Consider the following 18785-nt stretch of genomic DNA (forward strand, 5'->3'; position numbering starts at 1 on the left):
AGCGTGCGCGGCTTGCGCCTGCCCGGCTGGATGCGGCGATGGTGGTGGCTGCCACTCATCCTCGCCGCAGCCGTGTTCCTGGCAGACCGACTGGATCCGCCGCCGCTGGAACGGATCGATGCGCCTGGCAGCGCGCTGGTGCTGGCGAGAGACGGATCGCCGCTGCGGGCCTTTGCCGACGCGGGGGGTGTCTGGCGTTACCGCGTGCGCATCGATCAGGTCGCGCCCGTCTACATCGATGCGCTGCTGAATTACGAGGATCGCTGGTTCTTTCACCATCCGGGCATCAATCCGGCCAGTATGTTGCGGGCGCTGGCGCAGGCCGGCCTCCACGGCGAAATCGTTTCCGGCGGCTCCACGCTGACCATGCAGGTCGCGCGCATGCTGGAAGCCATTCCGCACACACCGCTGGGCAAGCTCAAGCAATGCTGGCGTGCGCTGCAACTGGAGTGGCGCTTCAGCAAGACCGAGATCCTGGAGATGTACCTCAACCTGGCGCCCTTCGGTGGCACGATCGAGGGCGTGCAGGCCGCCAGCTATGCCTATCTCGGCAAGTCCGCCGACCGTCTCAGCGACGCCGAGGCAGCCTTGCTGGTCGTGCTGCCACAGTCACCCAGCCGCTGGCGGCCGGATCGTCACCCCGAGCGGGCACAGAAGGCCCGCGACAAGGTCATTGGACGCCTGGTGGCACAGGGAGTCTGGTCCGCCGCCCGCGCTGCCGACGCCCGCATCGAACAGGTGGCCGCCCGCCGCCTGCGCCCGCCCATGGTCGCGCCGCTGCTGTCACGGCGACTGCGCCAGAATCAGCCTGAAGAGTCGATCATTCACAGCACCATCGATCTGGCGATACAAACCCGGGTGGAGGCCCGCGTGCGCTCGCGGCTGCGACGGCTGCCGGAGCGCAACTCGGTGGCGGTGATGGTCGTCGACAACCGCAGTGCACAGACGCTCGCCTATGTGGGATCAGCCTATCTGCTGGCCAGTGACCGGGCCGGCCATGTCGACATGATCCGGGCACCCCGTTCACCCGGGTCGACGTTGAAGCCGATGCTCTACGGCATGGCGCTGGATCAGGGGCTGATCCATTCGATGAGCCTGCTGATCGACGCCCCGCAATCCTTCGATGGCTACCAACCCAGCAATTTCGCCGAGCGCTTCCAGGGGCCGGTCAGCGCCACTCAGGCGCTGCGGCTGTCCCTGAACGTACCGGCGGTCGATCTGCTGGATCGGGTCGGCGTGGTCCGCTTCGCCTCGACGCTGGAGAACGCCGGCCTGCGGCTGCGCATGGCCGAGGGCGCCACGCCCAATCTGTCGCTGATCCTGGGCGGCGGCGCCACCACGCTGGAAGAACTGGTCGGCAGCTATCTGGCACTGGCGCGCGAAGGCCGCTCGGCTCGGCCGCGCCTGAGTGCCAGCGATCCCTTGCGCGAGCGCTATCTGATGAGCCCGGGAGCGGCATTCATCGTCCGCCGCATGCTCGAGCGCGATCCCAACGACAACCTGGGAACCGCACAGTACGACACCGCCAGCCGCGTCAGCCTGGCCTGGAAGACCGGCACCAGCTACGGCTATCGCGACAGCTGGGCACTGGCAGTCACGCCCGAATACACCATCGGTGTCTGGATCGGCCGCCCCGATGGCACACCGCAACCTGGGCAGTTCGGCGCGATCACCGCCCTGCCCCTGCTGATCGAAGTGGCCGACAGCCTGCCCACCCGCAAGACCCGGGATCTGGGCGCGCCGCCGGTCACGGTCAGCCAGCGCGAAATCTGCTGGCCCCTGGGTACCGAGCCAGACCCCGAGCAACCGGGCTTCTGCCATCGTCGACTCGATGCCTGGGTGCTCAACAACACCGTGCCACCGACCTTTGCCGATCGCCAGTCCGGCCACTGGCAGGGCAGTCTGTTGCAGTACTGGCGCGATCCGGTGAGCCGAAAACGTCTGAACCTCAGTTGCCTCAAGCCCGACTCCCGACTGATCACGGTGGCTCGCTGGCCGGCATTGGCCTACCCCTGGCTGTCCACAGGACTGCGCCGGCGCTCCGAGCTGCCGCCGTTGGCGCCCGGTTGTATCGGCGACGAATACAGCACTGGATTGCGCATCGCCGGCATCAACGACGGCAGCGTGCTGCGCACCCCCAGCAATCGCCGCGGCCCCATCCGCACCCAGGTCCAGGCGCTCGGCACCGATGGCGAAGTGCGCTGGCTGTTGAACGACCGCTATCTCGGCAAGACCCAAGGCCCGGCCATGCTCGACCTGGAATTCGACCACTCCGGCGACCAGCGCCTGGTGGCCATCGATCCGGCAGGCCGCTACGACGGCATCAGCGTGCGCACCATTCTCAATCCGTAGGGGCACGGGGCACGGGGCACGGGGCACGGGGCACGGGAAAAGGCTACGGGCTTCGGTGCTGTTGTAGGTCCAGACTTGTCTGGAGGCTTTTTCGCCGCGTCGCCAGAAGCGTCCAGACAAGTCTGGACCTACAAGAGCTCGCGTCCTTGCGCCGCTGCGCTCGCCTGAGCTACCGGGGGCTTGGTTGAGCCCCCAGTTCGCCCTATCTCCCTAGCCCGCCAGCCCCTCATCGGCGGCAACGCCCGCCTGGAAGCTTGAATAGACCACAACCGGAATACTCAACGCTCCCAGATGCGTCTCGATCAGTGGCGCCACGGATTCCCAATCGAGCCCACCGATTCCGGTCGCCAGCCGCGGCAAGGCCACGCTTCGGTAGCCTTCCTTCTGAATCTCGGCAGCCAGAGCGCGCAAGGCGTGATTGACATTGGCCACCGTGGCCCGGCCTGGTTTGGCACCGTGCCCGTAAGCACCTTCCTGGGTGAACAGGTTGATCAGATGCGTATCGCCAGCGCCGCTCCAGGTCCAGAGCGTGCCCGGGTCAGGGTGACGGGTCTGACAGAAATGCCGGAAGTCCTTGTACATGGCCGGCCATTGCTCGCGCAGGCTGTGCGCCAGACCGTGGCTGAAGGGATCATTCGGCGCCACCCCATGGGCGATGGCCTGTGCCTTGCTCAACAAGATGTCCCCACTGACGTTTCGAATCATGCGCTGCCCTTTGACGTAACGCCGAAAACCGGCTGATGCGGGCAATGCTGCGAGAAGTGGGACGACCACACCCTGATCGAGGTCAACAGGCACGGGGCACGGGGCACGGGGCACGGGGCACGGGGCACGGGGCACGGGAAAAGGCTACGGGCTTCAGTGCTGTTGTGGGTCCAGACTTGTCTGGACGCTTCCCGCAGGTTGAAGCCAAAAGCGTCCAGACAAGTCTGGACCTACAAGAGCTGGTGTCATGGGGAACTCCGGTCACACGATCCGCAGCGCACCCCGCTCTTCCCGTGCCCCCTGCCCCGCTCTTTGGCTGCTCTTCCCCTGCCCCCGCTCTTCCCGTGCCCCGTCAAAGCATGCCCGTCTCAAGCTTTGCCGCTTCACTCATCATGTTCTGGTTCCAGGGCGGATCGAACACCAACTCGACATCGGCTTCGCTGATGGTGGGTATCAGCTCCACCTTGGACTGCACATCGCTGACCAGGGTATCGCCCATGCCGCAGCCGGGCGCGGTCAGGGTCATCTTGATCTCCGCGCGGCGCTGGCCGTCGTCCAGACGGAACAGATTGCATTCGTAGACCAGACCCAGATCAACGATGTTCACCGGAATCTCCGGATCGAAGCAGGTGCGCAACTGCTCCCAGACCAGCACTTCGACATCATGATCAGAGGCGCCTTCGGCCAGTTCCGGTGGCGCCATCGGCGGCTTGCCGATGGCATCGGCATCGGTGCCGGCTATCCGGAACAGATTGCCCTCCACGTAGACGGTGAAACTGCCGCCCAGGGCCTGGGTGATGTAGCCGACACTGCCCGCCGGCAGGCTGACCACTTCACCGCTGGGCACCATCACCGCCTGGCAATCTCTCTCAAACTTCACCGGTTCGCTGGTTCTGCTGTACATGCTGGTCGCGATCTCATCCGATCAGGGGTAAGGCCAGATCCTGGCCATGCTTACTCGCTCTACAATACCCGGTCATCATCCCCAAAACCCCCACTGCACAGGCTCGCTCAGGTGCCAGTTCAGCTGCAGCTCTCGCCATGCGCCAACGACACACACCTCCGCGGCCGATGGCGGGGCTACGCCGTGGCCATGTTGCTGTGGCTGCTGGCCTTCAATGCCCATGCGCTGGACCCCGACAAGGCCTTTCGCCACTACGTCATAGACCAGTGGGGCATCGAAGACGGGTTGCCGCAGTTGTCCGTACTCTCGATCACGCAGGATACGACCGGATATCTGTGGCTGACGACCCAGAACGGCGTGGCCCGTTTCGACGGCGTCCGATTTCGGGTCTTCAATGTCGAGAATACGCCGGCCCTGCGTGCAAATATCATCGACAAGACCCATCTGGCCGCGGATGGCAGCCTGTGGTTTGGGTCGAATCGCGGACTGACGCGCTACGCCGGTGGCGAATGGGCCGGTATCGACCTGATTCCCGGCAAGGACGTGGCCATCGGCGCCTTGCTCAACGATATTGACGGACGGGTGCTGGTCGGTACCGAGAACGGATTGTTCCGGGTCGATGGTCAAAGCGTCGAGGCGCCCGTGCTTCCCGGCGTAGCCGTTCATTCCCTGGCCCGTATCGGCAGCACGGTCTACGCGGGCAGCAATGGCGAAGTCATCGAACTGAAGGCCAGCCGATCGCGCTCGATCGCCATTCCCGGTGCGGCCGACGCACCGGCGGTGATGGCCTTGCTGCCCACACCCGAAGGCTTGCTCGCGGGCACCCGGCGCGGACTGTTCCAGCGCAGCGGCGATGGCTGGGTGATTCCACCCTGGGCGCAGCCGCTGGCCATGCACCGCATCGAAGCGCTGTTTCGGGACAATGACGCGAATGTGTGGATCGGCACCACCCAGGGGCTGTATCGCTACCATCCGCGGCTGGGACTGGAACATTGCCTGACGGCACAACTGGGCGACAATGCCTGGATCTCCAGCTTCTTCGAGGACCGTGAGGGCAATCTCTGGGTCGGCAGCCTAACCCACAGCCTGACCCGGGTCTGGAACGGCTGGGTGGCGCGCCTCAGCCTGGAAGAAGGGTTGTCCGACGCCTTCGTCTGGAGTGTACTCAGCGATGACAGCGGGCGGGTGTGGATCGGCACCAACACTGGCATCGAGGAAATGAGCCCCAACGGTGCTGTGCGCCTGCTGACCAGCACCCGCGAGCTGCCGGATTCATCGGCCTATGACCTGTACCGCACCCAGAACGGCGATCTGCTGGTCGGCACCCGCGCGGGGCTGGCACGCTGGGATGGCCACACGCTGAGCCGCGATCCGATCTGGGAGCCGATCGCACAGTCGGCGATCCGGGCCATCATCGAGGAAACACCGGGGCAACTCTGGATCGGCACCGACCAGGGTCTCTACGTGCAATCCGAAGGTTCCCTGGCACGCATCGGGCCCGAACAGGGACTCACCGAATCCAGAGTCCGGGCCTTGGCGCAATCTCAACACGGGGAGATCTGGGTCGGCACCGAACGCGGCGTGTTCCGCGGCATCAATGGCCGCTATCGGCGCCTGGACCAGCCGCCGGAACTGACACCAGCTCTGATCACTGCCATCGTCCCCTGGCTTGGCAATCGTTTCCTGATCACCAGCATGGACGCCGGCTTGTTCATCGGTGCTGCCGGCGATTTCCGCCAACTCACCACCACCGACGGCCTGCCCTTCAACAGCGCCTTTGCCGCTATCGCCGATGGCGGCTGGGTGTACGTGAGCAGCCCCGAGGGTGTCTACAGGATCACCGAGAGCGATCTGGACCACTTCCATCGCCAGGGCGGCCGTGTCGAGGCCGACATGGTCGTGCAGACCGGATCGCAACATCCGGGCGCCCTGCGCGCACGCTGTTGCAATGGCGGCGCGCAGGCGCGGATCACCCGCGCCAACGGCAGTCTCTGGCTGCCGACGCTGGAGGGCGTGCTGCGCCTCGATACCGGCAAGATTCGCCGCAGTGCCCTGCCGCCGCCGGCCGTGGCAGAGTCGGTCGAGCACCTGGGCGTGACCTATGAAGACCAGGGCCCTTTTCGGCTGGACGGCAGTAGCGGTGATGTCGCCATCCAGTTCTCGGGATTGGCGCTGCAAGACCCAATAGGCCTGCGCTTTCGCTATCGATTGATAGGCTATGACTCCCGCTGGCGATCAGCGGGTGAAAGGCGCACGGTCTATTACACCAATCTTGCGCCGGGCTCCTATCGCTTCGAAGCCGTCGCCAGCAGCAGTTCCGGTTTGCTCAGCCCGGAACCGGCACAGCTGCGCTTCGAACTCGTGCCGCCCTTCTATCGGGCGTGGTGGTTCCTGGCATTGATGGCCTTGATCGGGCTTGGCCTGGTGGCCCTGGGATGGAGCGGATATCGGCGTCGGGTGCAGGCCCGCGAACGGGCGCTGGAACGCCAGATCCAGCAGCGAACAGCCGAACTGGATCGCGCCAACGAGCGCCTGAGATCGGCCAATCGAGCCCTGCTGGAGGAGTCCCAGACCGACGCGCTGACGGGCTTGCGCAATCGCCGCTATCTGGCCCGGTACATGGCCGAGTGGCGGCTCGATGCCAACGATGACCGCCCCCAGCGACTGGCATTCGTGCTCATCGATCTGGACCACTTCAAGCGCATCAACGATGTCCATGGCCACCTTGCCGGCGATGAAGTGCTGCGCCAGCTGGCCGAGGTTTTGTCCGAATTCACCGGCAATGAAGGATTTCCGCTGCGCTGGGGCGGCGAGGAGTTCATGCTGGTCCTGGCGGCGGAGTCGATTACCGATCCGGAGCAGTTCTGCGAGAGTCTGCGCCAGCGTATCGGCTCGAAAGCTTTCGAGCATTCGACCAACCAGCGCAGCCACGTGAGCGCCTCGATCGGCTATGCCCTGTTCCCGGCTCTGGCTGACCGCAGCGACGCCAATGACTGGAACCTGTCACTGGAACTGGCAGATGCCGGCCTGTACCTGATCAAGTCGGGCGGACGCAATGGCTGGGCCATCGTTCAGGCCCGCGCCCGTGCCGGCGCTGCCGCGTTCTCCGGCGGGGTCACGGGCCGACTGGATCAGCTGGAGCGCGAGGGACTGATCCAGATCGACACTGGTCCGCGCCGCCGCGTCGGCGATCCGCACTGATCCGCCCTCTTTCGGTTGCCTACGGCACAGCGCAGACCTCAGCCAGCTGGCATCATCCCCGCCTTTCCGCACCTCAGGCCTGCGCATGCGCTTCATCAATCTACTGCTCGGCGTGATTGCCGCGCTGCTGGCGGCGACCGCCATGGGCGCAATCTGGTCACTGTTCGGCCTGGCCGGCAGTGGCCGCGCCAGTTGGATGGCCGTTCCCAGTGCGCTGGCGCTGGCAGCGGTGCTGCGCTTCAACAACCATCCACCGGGCGTGGTGCGAGCCGTGCTCTGCCTGTGCCTGCTGGCCTTGACCATTGCCTACGCCAACTGGCTGATTGCCGCAGGTTTCATCGCCGCGCAGATGGGCCTGGGCTTGCTCGATGCCATACGCATCATCGGCCTGGACATGGCCTACGCCGTGGCCCGGGCGCAGAACACCGCGCTGGACCTCAGCTGGTACGGCGCCGCGCTGATCCTCGCCTTCGGCCTGGGCTGGGCCCAGCCCGGCGAAGCACCCGGCAGGAAGGTTCGGAAAAAGCGCGGCTGAATCGGTTCCACCATTGCGGCGGCTGTGGAGGGCGTCGCGCCGCGGCGCCGCTTTGCTTGTGCCACGGAAATCAAGAGCGGCCGCGCAGGCGCGCGACCCTCCTCAAAGCCGTAGGCCGGGTCCGCGCGCCGGAGCCGCGCTACCTCACACCCTGGTTCATGGCCCGAGCGCCGTTTCGGACCGACACACCCCGTAGGCCGAGAGCGCGCGCCGCAGGCGCGTTCCCCGGCACACGCACCACTCAACGCCTCGCGGCAGCCTCGGCCTACCTCCGACCGCCGGCGAACTCATCGCCCATGGCGAATGTCGTTCCTGCACAACTCGCCCTCCATGCCGAAGTAGAGTTCTCCTGCTTGTATTCGACAATCAAGCCTTCAAAGCCACCAGCACCTCGTCCAGCATCTTCTTGGCATCGCCAAAGAGCATCCGATTATTTTCTTTGTAGAACAATGGGTTATCTACACCTGCATAACCGGAAGCCATGCTCCGCTTCATGACGATCGAGGTCTTGGCCTTCCACACTTCCAGCACCGGCATGCCAGCAATCGGGCTGGTCGGGTCGTCCTGCGCGGCCGGATTGACGATGTCGTTGGCGCCGATCACGATCGCCACGTCCGTACTCGGGAAATCGTCGTTGAGTTCGTCCATTTCCAGCACGATGTCATAAGGCACCTTGGCTTCAGCCAACAGCACATTCATGTGCCCGGGCATGCGCCCGGCCACCGGGTGGATGCCGAAGCGGATCTTGACGCCGTTCTCGCGCAGATGCTTGGTGATCTCGTACACCGTGTGCTGGGCCTGCGCCACGGCCATGCCGTAGCCGGGAACGATGATCACGCTCTTGGAGTCGCGCAGCATCTCGGCCGTTTCGGTGCTGCTGATCGGCACCACGTCACCGGCCGGCTGGGCCGCACCAGCGGGCTTCGCGCCGCTGGTGGTGCCAAAGCCACCGGCAATCACGCTGATGAAATTGCGATTCATCGCGTTGCACATGATGTACGAGAGGATGGCGCCACTCGATCCCACCAGCGCGCCGGTGACGATCAGCAGATCGTTGCTGAGCATGAAGCCGGTGGCTGCGGCAGCCCATCCCGAGTAACTGTTGAGCATCGACACCACCACCGGCATGTCGGCACCGCCAATCGCCATGACCATGTGGATGCCGAAGAGCAGCGCTATCGTGGTCATCACGATCAGCGGCGTCATGCCGTCAGTGACCGAATGGGCGTTGAGGAAGGCGTGCCCGAACCAGATCACCACCAGCAGACCGATGAGATTGAGCCAGTGACGCCCCGGCAGCAGCAAGGGATTGCCACCAATCTTGCCCGAGAGCTTGCCGAAGGCAATGATCGAACCAGAGAAGGTCACGGCACCAATCAGGATGCCGACGTAGATCTCGATCTCGTGGATGGTCTTCTCGGCGCCGCTGAGTCCCTCGGAGGCCGAGGGATCGATATAGCTGGCAAAGCCGACCAGGCAGGCGGCCAGGCCGACCAGGCTGTGCATCAGCGCCACCAGTTCCGGCATCTGGGTCATCTTGACGGTGCGCGCGGCATACAGCCCGACCGCACCGCCAGCGACCATGGCGCCGACGATCCAGGGAACGCCCGCCATGGTGACACGCGGCCCAAAGACCGTTGCCAGCACGGCAATGGTCATGCCCAGCATGCCGTAGAGATTGCCGCGGCGGGAGGTTTCCGGGTTTGACAGCCCGCCCAGGCTGAGGATGAAGAGAATGATGGCCCCGATGTAGGCGACAGTAACCAGACTTGCAGACATTCGTGTGTCCCCTACTTGTGGAACATCTGCAGCATGCGCTGCGTGACGGCGAATCCGCCGAACATGTTCACCGCGGTCAGCGCGATCGCCGCCACCGCCAGCCAGCGAATCCAGCCTTCAGGCCCGACCTGGATCAGGGCGCCGATGGCGATGATGCTGCTGATGGCGTTGGTGACGCTCATCAAGGGCGTGTGCAGCGCGGGCGTCACGTTCCAGACCACCATGTAGCCGACAAAGCAGGCCAGCACGAACACCGTGAAATGGGCCAGAAAGGCTGAAGGTGCGCCATAGCCGATCAACCCGAAAATCACGGCGCCGACCAGGAACATCACGGCAGTTCGGGTCGCCGAGGCCGGCTCGCTGGGCTTGCCGTGGCCACCACTCTTCTTCTGCACCGGTGCGGCCGGCTTGGCGGCTGGCGTGGCCGCGGGCAACTTGGGCGCCGGCGGCGGCCAGGTCACTTCGCCGTTCTTGATGACCGTCAGGCCGCGGATGGCATCGTCGTCCATGTTGACGTCAATGACCCCATCCTTGGTCTTGCACAGCTCTTCGCTGAGACGGAACAGGTTGTTGGCGTAGAGCGTCGATGACTGCTTGGCCAGTCGGCTGGTCAGATCGGTGTATCCGACGATGGTCACCCCGTGCTTGACCACGGCCTGGCCGGGCTCGGTCAGCTCGCAGTTGCCGCCGCGTTCGGCCGCCATGTCGACGATCACGCTGCCGGGCTTCATGCTCTGGACCATCTCGGCCGTGATCAGCCTGGGGGCGGGCTTGCCGGGGATCAGCGCGGTGGTGATGATGATGTCCACCTCCTTGGCCTGCTTGGCGTACATCTCGCGCTGGGCCTTCTGGAAGCCCTCGCTCATCACCTTGGCGTAGCCACCGCCGCCGGAGCCTTCCTCTTCGTAATCGACCTTGACGAACTCGCCGCCCAGCGACACCACCTGATCGGCCACTTCGGCGCGGGTGTCATTGGCGCGCACGATGGCACCGAGGCCCGCTGCCGTGCCGATCGCCGCCAGACCAGCGACGCCAGCGCCGGCGATGAACACCTTGGCCGGCGGCACCTTGCCTGCGGCCGTGATCTGGCCGTTGAAGAAGCGACCAAAGGCATTGGCGGCTTCAATCACCGCGCGATACCCGGCGACGCCGGCCTGCGAGGTCAGCGCGTCCATCTTCTGGGCGCGGCTGAGCATGCGCGGCAGGCAATCGATGGCCAGCACGGTGGCCTTCCTGGCGCTCAGCTGCTGCATCAATTCCGGATTCTGCGCCGGCCAGATGAAACCGATCAGCGTACCGCCTTCGCGCAGCAAGCCGACTTCCTCGGTGGTCGGAACGCCAACCTTGAAGACGATGTCCGATTCCGCCCAAAGCCGGGCCGGGTCCGGGATGATCCGGGCGCCGGCGGCGCTGTAGCTGTCGTCACTGCAATTCGCCCCCTCGCCGGCGCCGGATTCAACGGCAACCTGGAAGCCCAGCTTGATCAATTTCTCGACCACTTCGGGAACAGTCGCAACGCGCTTCTCGCCCGCCGTGACCTCTCGTGGCACTCCGATAGTCAGTGACATTCAGTTCTCCATGACTCGATTCATCAGCATTGGATACACGGTCCGGACTGCAAGCTACTCCCGCAATCCTTCTCCCCGTTGACGCGCATCAAGACAGCAGCCAGCGAACCGCCATGCGGCGAGTGCAGAGCGTTGTCCCGCCAGTCTGCCATATGCCGCTTCACCACCCCAAGCCCCGCGCGCGCGAACGGGTGCTACACCGTGTCACCTGGCCCGCGTTGCGGCCAACGTGACCTACCTTCGGTCAACCCGTGCGCTTGTAGGTCACGTTGCGCTTGCGCTACGTGACGCGCTCGTCTCTAACCTACGTAGAATCGAATGACCCCACGAAAAGCCCGCCGCCATGACCATCGAATCCAAACTCAGGCCGCTGACCGATCGGCAGTCCACCCCGCAACGCTTCCTCGGCCTGCCAGCACCCACGGAAGCCGAACTGCGGGCCTTGATCGAGGCCGCCGCCAAGGTGTCCGATCACGGCCGCCTGCGTCCGTGGCGATTGTTGCTGATCCACGGCGAGGCCCGTGATGCACTCGGCCGGGCCCTGGTGGACATGCGCAAGGCCCGCGGCGACGAGATGGATGAAGCGCTGCTGCAGAAGGACCTGCAGCGCTTTTCCCACGCCCCGGTGGTCATCGCCGTGATTGCCAGGCTGACGCCGGATCACAAGATTCCGGAAGTCGAGCAATTGCTGTCGGCAGCGGCGCTGGCCCAGAACCTGCTGATCGGCGCCTGCGCCCTGGGCTATGGTGCCATCTGGCTGACCGGCTGGCCCGCCTACGACGAGATCGCGCTGCGCATTCTGGGTGTGGAAGCGCATGAGAAGGTCGTGGGCTTCATCCACATCGGCACCGCCCAGGGCGAGGCACCACCACGGGAACGGCCCAGTTACGAACAACTGGTCCGCGAATGGCGCCCCGCCGACATGCCAGCCATCTGATGAGCACTGCCGACGAACCGGTTTGTCTGGTCGATGCCAGTCTCTACATCTTCCGCGCCTACCACTCGTTGCCACCCGACTGGCACGACCGAGACGGCTGGCCCACCAATGCCGTGCAGGGGTTCGCCAGCTTTCTGCTGCAGTTGCTGGAACAGGGGCAGCACAGCCATATGGCCGTGTGTTTCGACGAGGCCCTGGACAGCGGCTTCCGCCACGAAATCTATCCAGCCTACAAGGCCAACCGCGAGCCGCCCGATGAGGCCCTGTTGCGCCAGTTTGCCCATTGCAAGGCCGTCGCCAGCCTGCTCGGGCTGAGCATCCATTCCGATCAACGCTATGAGGCCGACGATTTGATCGGCTCCCTGGCGACTGTGGCCCGCAACCAGGGGCGCCGGATCCTGGTGATCTCGGCCGACAAGGATCTGACCCAGTTGCTGGGCGACGGCGACGAGCAATGGGACTATGGTCGCGACAAGCGCTACAACTGCGCCACCGTGGAGGAACGTTTCGGTGTGCGCCCCGACCAGATGGTCGATCTGCTGGCGCTGGCCGGCGATCCGGTCGACAACATTCCCGGCGTGCGCGGCGTCGGCCAGATCAGCGCGGCACGGCTGCTGGCACATTTCGGCAGCCTGGATGAACTCTACAGCCGGGTACAGGAAGTCGAACACCTGCGCCTGCGCGGCGCCAAATCACTGCAGCTCAAGCTGATCGAACACCGCGAGCAGGCGTTTCTGTCACGTCAGCTCACGCAGATCCACTGCGCCGCGCCGGTGCCGGACGATCTCGAACTGCTGCGCCCGCAGCAACCGGATCTGGATGCACTCGGCCAGCTGTTCGACCAGCTCGGATTCGGACCCTTCCTGCGCCGGCGAGCCGCGGCCATCCACGCCCGCTTTGCCTAGCCCGAACTCCCGGGCGCGCAGACTCGACCTACTTCAACGCTCCGACGTCGCCGTCGGTCAGCGAGGTAGCGCGGCTCCGGCGCGCCGCGAATCGGGATGTGCGTCAGGGCCGTTCGCGCCGGCGGCCGCGGCATGGCCTGCCGGACCCACCCTCGCGAGCCAACAGTCTGGCCCCGCGCTGCTCACAGGCCATGAGCCCCCATCGTCATCCCCGCGAAGGCGGGGATCCAGCGACCCGTAGCTGGATTCCCGCCTTCGCGGGAATGGCGCCTCACCTTTCCGCGTATTGCGCGCTTTGCTCCCTTACTCCGGCTTGGCAGGCAGCGCGCCCTGTGTGCCGACCGCGTCCTCACCCTGCCAGGCAAAGCGTGCCGAGACCTGGTAGAGCTTGCGCGCTTCCGGGAAGAATCCGGCCACCGGATTGCCGTTGGCGTCGTAGACATCGCGCTGGCTGTTGGGGATGAAGTAGAAATCGTCCCCCACCATGGCGCCGTAGGTCGGCATTTCCAGCACGTCCTTGTTGGCTTCGATCGGCTGCACGGCCTTGATGGCCATGTGATCAGGCGTCAGGGCGATGCGCAGTACGCGGGTCGGGATCGATCCGTTCTGCACGGCAATCAAATGGTCCTTGTAGAAGTACAAACCATCGATGCCGCCCAGATTCTGGCCGTCCTTGCTGAGATCACGCACTTCGCTCTTGCTCAGATCAGCCACGCGCAAGCCGAGTTCATAGTCGACGAAGTAGAGGAATTTCTGGTCGGGCGTCACTGCAATGCCGCGCAGGCTGGTCGAGCCCGGCACGGTCAGCAGGACCCGCAGCTCGCCACCCTGCACCTGGTAGATCACGTTGGTGAGCGCATCCGTGGCGTACACCGTGCCGTTGCTGGACACCGTGATCGACCCGAAATTGCGCGGCGTTGGCGCCGGCGGCAAGGGATAGGCTTCGATCAACTTGCCGGTCTTCAGATCCATCTTCAGCAGCGCGGCAAAGCCCATGTCGGCGGGCTTGTGGTCCACATACTGCGGCGCACCGGCCGTGCCCACCCAGAGAAAGCCCCGGGCCTCATCAGCCGCCAGGGCGAAGACACTCTTCAAGCCCACGGTCGTGGCCGGCTTGGCCCAGACGCTCTGCTTCTTGCCGTCCAGACTCACGCTCAGGATTTCACCCGTGCGCACGCTGCCCACCAGAAAGCGCTTGCCCTTGGCGTCATAGGTCAGGCTCTCGATGAGTTCCGGCGCGTCCTTCAGCGTGATCGCCACCTTGCCCTCACCAAAGGGCGTGGCATTGGCTTCCAGCCCCTCGATGATGTACTTGAAGGCCTGCGTGTTGCGGATGGGATCGAAATCCTTGTCCTTGTCCGGATTGATCGCCAGGCCCTGCTTCTGCACCTGGATCAGCAGGTTGTAGGCCCGGGTCTTGTCGTCCTGGATGGCGTAGGCCTCGGCCAGCCGATACATGAAAGTCGGGCTGTAGGGGCGCAGTGCCAGCAGGCGCTCCATGGCATAGGTGTAGCGGCGCATGTCGCCCGCGGACTTCCAGCCCTCCGCCTTCTGCATCAGCTGGCCGATATCGGAGATCTTGGACAGTTCGATCTGGGTGTCAGTAGGTGGCGGCGGCGGCGCATTGCGCAGGGCCTGGGCCGACAAGTTGGAGGCCGCGAGGATCATTGCAGCTGCGCAAATGTTGAGAACGTAGGTCTTTGATTTCATGACACCAACAGAGATGAGGAACAAGAAAGGGGCAATTCCGGACCGGCACGGCGTCTGGCGGCACAGTCGGACAAGCGTGGCATTATCGCGTGCGCCGCGCTGAACTGCGAAGCAATGCTGACCGCCCCCCGCCGATTAAGTTCCCCAATCATGACTGATCAATCCATTGAAACCCTGTTCGCTGGCAAGTATGTGCATCTGCGCCGACGCGGTACCTGGGAATACGCCGAGCGCGCCAATCCGCAGGGTGCCGTGATCATCGTCGCGGTCACGCCCGAGGACCGGGTGTTGCTGGTGGAGCAGTACCGCATCCCGATCCAGTCAAAGACCCTGGAGTTTCCGGCCGGACTGATCGGCGATCAGGCCAGCTTCGAAGGCGAATCCTGGCGCGAGTCGGCCCGTCGCGAACTGCTGGAAGAAACCGGCTGGGACTGCGAGCACGTCGACAGCATCATGGCCGGCCCGAGTTCCGCCGGCATGAGCACCGAAATCATGCATTTCGTCCGCGCCCGCGGCCTGATGCGGGTAAATGCCGGCGGTGGCGATGCCAGCGAGGACATCACCGTGCACGAAGTCCCGGTCAACGAGATCGCCGCCTTCGTCGCCGCCAAGATGGCCGCCGGTTTCGCAATTGATCCCAAGGTCTATGCCGGCATTTATTTCCTCAATCACGACGCCGCCGGCCGCGCTCTGTAGCGACCTCGCGTCGCGACCGGCGGCCCGGCACCGCGACCCACCCGCTACTCTGCGGCGTCATCGGTCGCGCCGTGAAGGCGCTCCTGCGCGAAACCCTGCCCGGTAGGAGCGACCTCGCGTCGCGACAAGGCAGCGCAAGCCGGACCACGTGGCGGGCTTGATCGAAGAAGCTGAACGCGGAGAACGCAGAGGGGCGCGGAGCACGCAGAGAGAAGCAGATTCAGGTTGGCATTCGCCCTTCTCCGCGTTCTCTGCGTGCCTCTGCGTTCTCCGCGTTGATGCGTCGGCTACCAAATGGCCCGGAACACGTTCGGGCGCAAGCCTCCGGTGTTGGCGCTCGCGACACGAGGTCGCTCCAACGAAACTACAGGCACAAAAAACCCCGACAGAAACCTGCCGGGGTGAGGGTGCAATACCTACAAGAACGACCCGGGAAGGTCCCCGGGGCCATCCGCGCCGTTCAGAAACGGCGCGGCGGCGATCCTGTTCAGGCTACCTTTTCATCGAGGAACTGCTCGTCCTCGGTGGAACCCTTCAGCGCGGTGATCGAAGACTGCGCGCCGGCGATGACCTGGGTGACCTGGTCGAAGTAACCCGTGCCCACTTCGCGCTGGTGCTTGGTCGCAGTGTAGCCCAGCGGCTCGGCCGCAAACTCAGCCTGCTGCAGTTCCACATAAGCCGACATCTGACGCGACTTGTAGCCCTTGGCCAGCTGGAACATCGAGAAATTCAGCGCGTGGAAACCGGCCAGCGTGATGAACTGGAACTTGTAGCCCATGGCGCCGAGCTCGCGCTGGAACTTGGCGATGGTGGCGTCGTCCAGGTACTTCTTCCAGTTGAAGCTCGGCGAGCAGTTGTATGCGAGCATCTTGCCCGGGAACTTGGCATGGATGGCATCGGCGAACTGCTTGGCGAATTCCAGATCCGGCTTGCCGGTCTCGCACCAGATCAGATCGCAATAGGGTGCATAGGCCAGACCACGCGAGATCGCCTGCTCCGGACCCATATTGCTCAGGTAGAAGCCCTCAACGGTGCGCTCACCGGTCAGGAAGGGCTTGTCATTCGGATCAATATCGCTGGTGACCAGATCGGCGGCGAGCGCATCGGTGCGGGCAACGATGATGCTCGGCACGCCGGCGCAGTCGGCCGCCAGACGTGCGGCAATCAGCTTCTGCACCGCTTCCTGGGTCGGCACCAGCACCTTGCCGCCCATGTGGCCGCACTTCTTGGCGCTGGCCAGCTGGTCTTCCCAATGCACACCGGCGGCACCGGCCTCGATCATGTGCTTCATCAGTTCGAAGGCATTGAGCACGCCGCCGAAACCGGCCTCGGCGTCGGCCACGATCGGCTGCAGCCAGTCGAAGTCGGCATCGCCTTCAGCATGGTGCAGCTCGTCGGCGCGCAGCAGCGCGTTGTTGATGCGGCGCACCACATTCGGCACCGAGTCCACCGGATACAGCGACTGGTCGGGATACATGGCGCCAGCGGTATTGGCATCTGCAGCCACCTGCCAGCCCGACAGGTAGATGGCCTTGAGGCCAGCCTTGACCTGCTGCATGGCCATGTTGCCGGTCAGCGCGCCGAGCGCATTGACGTAATCCTCGGTGTGCAGATAGCGCCAGAGCTTCTCGGAACCGAGCTTGGCCAGCGTGTGCTCTACGGGCACGGTGCCGCGCAGACGTACCACGTCGGCTGCACTGTAGGGGCGGGTGACGCCCTTCCATCGGGGATTGGTGGCCCAATCTTGTTCCAATTGCTCAGCAGTCAAAAACGCCATGATTCAGCCTCGTTCACGTTGCAATAGCAGCCCGTAGGCCGGGAGGGTAAGAAAACGCTCGAAACGCTCGGCCAGAGCCAACTGCTTCAGAATTGCGGCGGCGGCATCCAGGTCGGTGGCGCTCAGCGGGTGATTGCCGTTCTTGAGCTTAACCACTTCCTCATTGAGCCACTGCTCCACCTTGGCCGCATCGATCACTCGACCATCGTCCAGGCGGGCACCGGTGCGCACCCACTGCCACAACTGGGCGCGGGAGATCTCGGCAGTCGCGGCGTCTTCCATCAGGTTGTGGATGGGCACACAGCCGTTGCCCGAGAACCAGGCGCCGATGTATTCCAGACCGATGTTCATGTTCAGGCGCACACCAGCCTCGGTGATCGTGCCCTGCTGCGGACGGATCAGGTCCTCGGCCGACACCTCGACATCGGGGCGCAGATTGCCCAGCTGATTGGCTTCGGGCATGTGCTTGTCGAAGATCTCCATCGCGATCGGCACCAGCCCCGGATGCGCCACCCAGGTGCCGTCGTGGCCATTGCTGGCCTCGCGCTCCTTGTCGATGCGCACCTTGGCCATTGCCGCCTCATTGGCTTCCGGATCGTTCTTGATGGGAATCTGCGCCGCCATGCCGCCCATCGCAAAAGCGCCGCGGCGATGGCAGGTCTTGATCAGCAGCTGCGAATAGGCCTTGAGGAAACCGCTGCCCATCGTGACCTGTCCGCGCTCGGGCAACACCCGGCTGGCATCGGTCTGGAAGGTGCGGATGTAGCTGAAGATGTAATCCCAGCGGCCGCAATTGAGGCCCACGATGTGCTCGCGCAGTTCGTAAAGAATTTCATCCATTTCGAAAGCGCCGAGCAGGGTCTCGATCAGCACCGTGACCTTGACCGAACCCCGCGGCAATTTCAGCTGCGTTTCGCAGTGATCGATGACCAGATTCCACAACCGCGCTTCAATGTGGTTTTCCAGCTTCGGCAGATAGAAGTACGGGCCACTGCCGCGCGCCAGCAGTTCCTGGCCGTTGTGAAACAGGAACAGGGCGAAGTCGAACAGCGAGCCTGAAATCGGCTCGCCATCGAGCGTCACGTGGGCCTCGTCCAGATGCCAGCCGCGCGGTCGCACGATCAGCGTGGCGGTCTGGTCCTTGAGCTTGTAGGCCTTGCCTTCGGGCGTGACGAAATCGACCTGGCGGCGGATGGCATCAAAGAGATTGCCCTGCCCTCCGATCAGATTGTCCCAGGTCGGCGCATTCGAATCCTCGAAATCGGCCATGAAGGTCTTGGCGCCCGAGTTGAGCGCGTTGATGATCATCTTGCGATCCACCGGCCCGGTGATCTCGACCCGGCGATCCCACAGGTCGAGGGGAATCGGCGCCACCTTCCAGTCGCCAGCGCGGATCGCGGCGGTCTCGGGACGAAAATCCGGCAGCTCGCCGGCGTTGATGCGCTCCTGACGGGCCTCACGCGCCGCCAGCAGCCGCTTGCGCTCAGGCAGGAAGCGAATGCAGAGATCTTCCAGGAATTGCAGCGCTTCCGGGGTGAGAATGCGCGCTGCATCGGCCGCGGGAGGAGCGACGACACGCAGACGAGACGTCGGCGCGGACTGATCTTGGGTCATGGATGGCTCTCGTTGGTGGCACCGCACAGCCCCCTCCCAAGGCCCATGCGGCAGATGAATCCGAGCCTAACGGACGAACGTAGTGCGCGCAAACCGGACATA

13 protein-coding genes are annotated in these 18785 nt (G+C 64.4%); 6 read left to right on the forward strand and 7 right to left on the reverse strand.

Features of this window, described 5'->3' with window-relative positions:
* The first annotated feature begins 3 nt into the window (after positions 1-3).
* On the forward strand, positions 4-2352 hold the full coding sequence (pbpC, locus tag H7A19_08710) for a penicillin-binding protein 1C (GenBank protein MCP5474907.1): 2349 nt from the start codon (positions 4-6) through the stop codon (positions 2350-2352).
* 210 nt (positions 2353-2562) lie between these two features.
* On the opposite strand, the gene H7A19_08715 is transcribed toward pbpC, so the two are convergent.
* Entirely contained in the window at positions 2563-3057 is a 495-nt protein-coding gene (locus tag H7A19_08715; GenBank protein ID MCP5474908.1) for a macro domain-containing protein, read from the reverse strand.
* A 352-nt stretch (positions 3058-3409) separates the two neighbouring features.
* Complete coding sequence (sufT, locus tag H7A19_08720) at positions 3410-3961, reverse strand: putative Fe-S cluster assembly protein SufT (protein MCP5474909.1); 552 nt, start codon at positions 3959-3961, stop codon at positions 3410-3412.
* 183 nt (positions 3962-4144) lie between these two features.
* On the opposite strand from sufT, the gene H7A19_08725 reads away from it, so the two are divergent.
* Together H7A19_08725 and H7A19_08730 are read left to right on the forward strand one after the other, a co-directional pair.
* Positions 4145-7162 carry a diguanylate cyclase gene (locus H7A19_08725; GenBank protein MCP5474910.1) on the forward strand — a complete coding sequence of 1006 codons (3018 nt, stop codon included), beginning with the start codon at positions 4145-4147 and terminating at the stop codon, positions 7160-7162.
* Positions 7163-7247: 85 nt separating this feature from the next.
* Positions 7248-7697 carry a hypothetical protein gene (locus tag H7A19_08730; GenBank protein ID MCP5474911.1) on the forward strand — a complete coding sequence of 150 codons (450 nt, stop codon included), beginning with the start codon at positions 7248-7250 and terminating at the stop codon, positions 7695-7697.
* A gap of 366 nt (positions 7698-8063) precedes the next feature.
* On the opposite strand, the gene pntB is transcribed toward H7A19_08730, so the two are convergent.
* Entirely contained in the window at positions 8064-9476 is a 1413-nt protein-coding gene (gene pntB, locus H7A19_08735) for a Re/Si-specific NAD(P)(+) transhydrogenase subunit beta (protein MCP5474912.1), read from the reverse strand.
* Between the two features lie 11 nt (positions 9477-9487).
* Complete coding sequence (locus H7A19_08740; protein MCP5474913.1) at positions 9488-11044, reverse strand: Re/Si-specific NAD(P)(+) transhydrogenase subunit alpha; 1557 nt, start codon at positions 11042-11044, stop codon at positions 9488-9490.
* Positions 11045-11387: 343 nt separating this feature from the next.
* Between H7A19_08740 and H7A19_08745 the strand changes: the two genes are divergently transcribed.
* Positions 11388-11981 (forward strand): nitroreductase, encoded by a 594-nt coding sequence (locus tag H7A19_08745; GenBank protein ID MCP5474914.1) that lies wholly within the window; start codon positions 11388-11390, stop codon positions 11979-11981.
* Complete coding sequence (locus tag H7A19_08750) at positions 11981-12886, forward strand: exodeoxyribonuclease IX (GenBank protein MCP5474915.1); 906 nt, start codon at positions 11981-11983, stop codon at positions 12884-12886. Before H7A19_08745 ends, H7A19_08750 begins: the two co-directional genes overlap by 1 nt.
* A gap of 303 nt (positions 12887-13189) precedes the next feature.
* Here the strand turns inward: H7A19_08750 and H7A19_08755 are convergent, their stop codons facing one another.
* Complete coding sequence (locus tag H7A19_08755) at positions 13190-14554, reverse strand: hypothetical protein (GenBank protein MCP5474916.1); 1365 nt, start codon at positions 14552-14554, stop codon at positions 13190-13192.
* 192 nt (positions 14555-14746) lie between these two features.
* Between H7A19_08755 and H7A19_08760 the strand changes: the two genes are divergently transcribed.
* A complete protein-coding gene (locus H7A19_08760; protein MCP5474917.1) occupies positions 14747-15292 on the forward strand; it encodes an NUDIX hydrolase in 546 nt (181 codons plus the stop codon).
* 487 nt (positions 15293-15779) lie between these two features.
* Here H7A19_08760 and aceA read toward each other — a convergent pair whose 3' ends face one another.
* Both aceA and aceB read right to left on the reverse strand, forming a co-directional pair.
* Positions 15780-17069, reverse strand: coding sequence for an isocitrate lyase (gene aceA, locus H7A19_08765; protein MCP5474918.1), 1290 nt, complete (start codon positions 17067-17069; stop codon positions 15780-15782).
* Positions 17070-17072: 3 nt separating this feature from the next.
* Positions 17073-18683, reverse strand: a complete 1611-nt coding sequence (gene aceB / locus H7A19_08770) for a malate synthase A (GenBank protein ID MCP5474919.1) — start codon at positions 18681-18683, stop codon at positions 17073-17075.
* Between the last annotated feature and the right edge of the window lie 102 nt (positions 18684-18785).

The sequence above is a fragment of the Rhodanobacteraceae bacterium genome (assembly GCA_024234055.1).
In the GTDB taxonomy this organism is placed as follows: domain Bacteria; phylum Pseudomonadota; class Gammaproteobacteria; order Xanthomonadales; family SZUA-5; genus JADKFD01.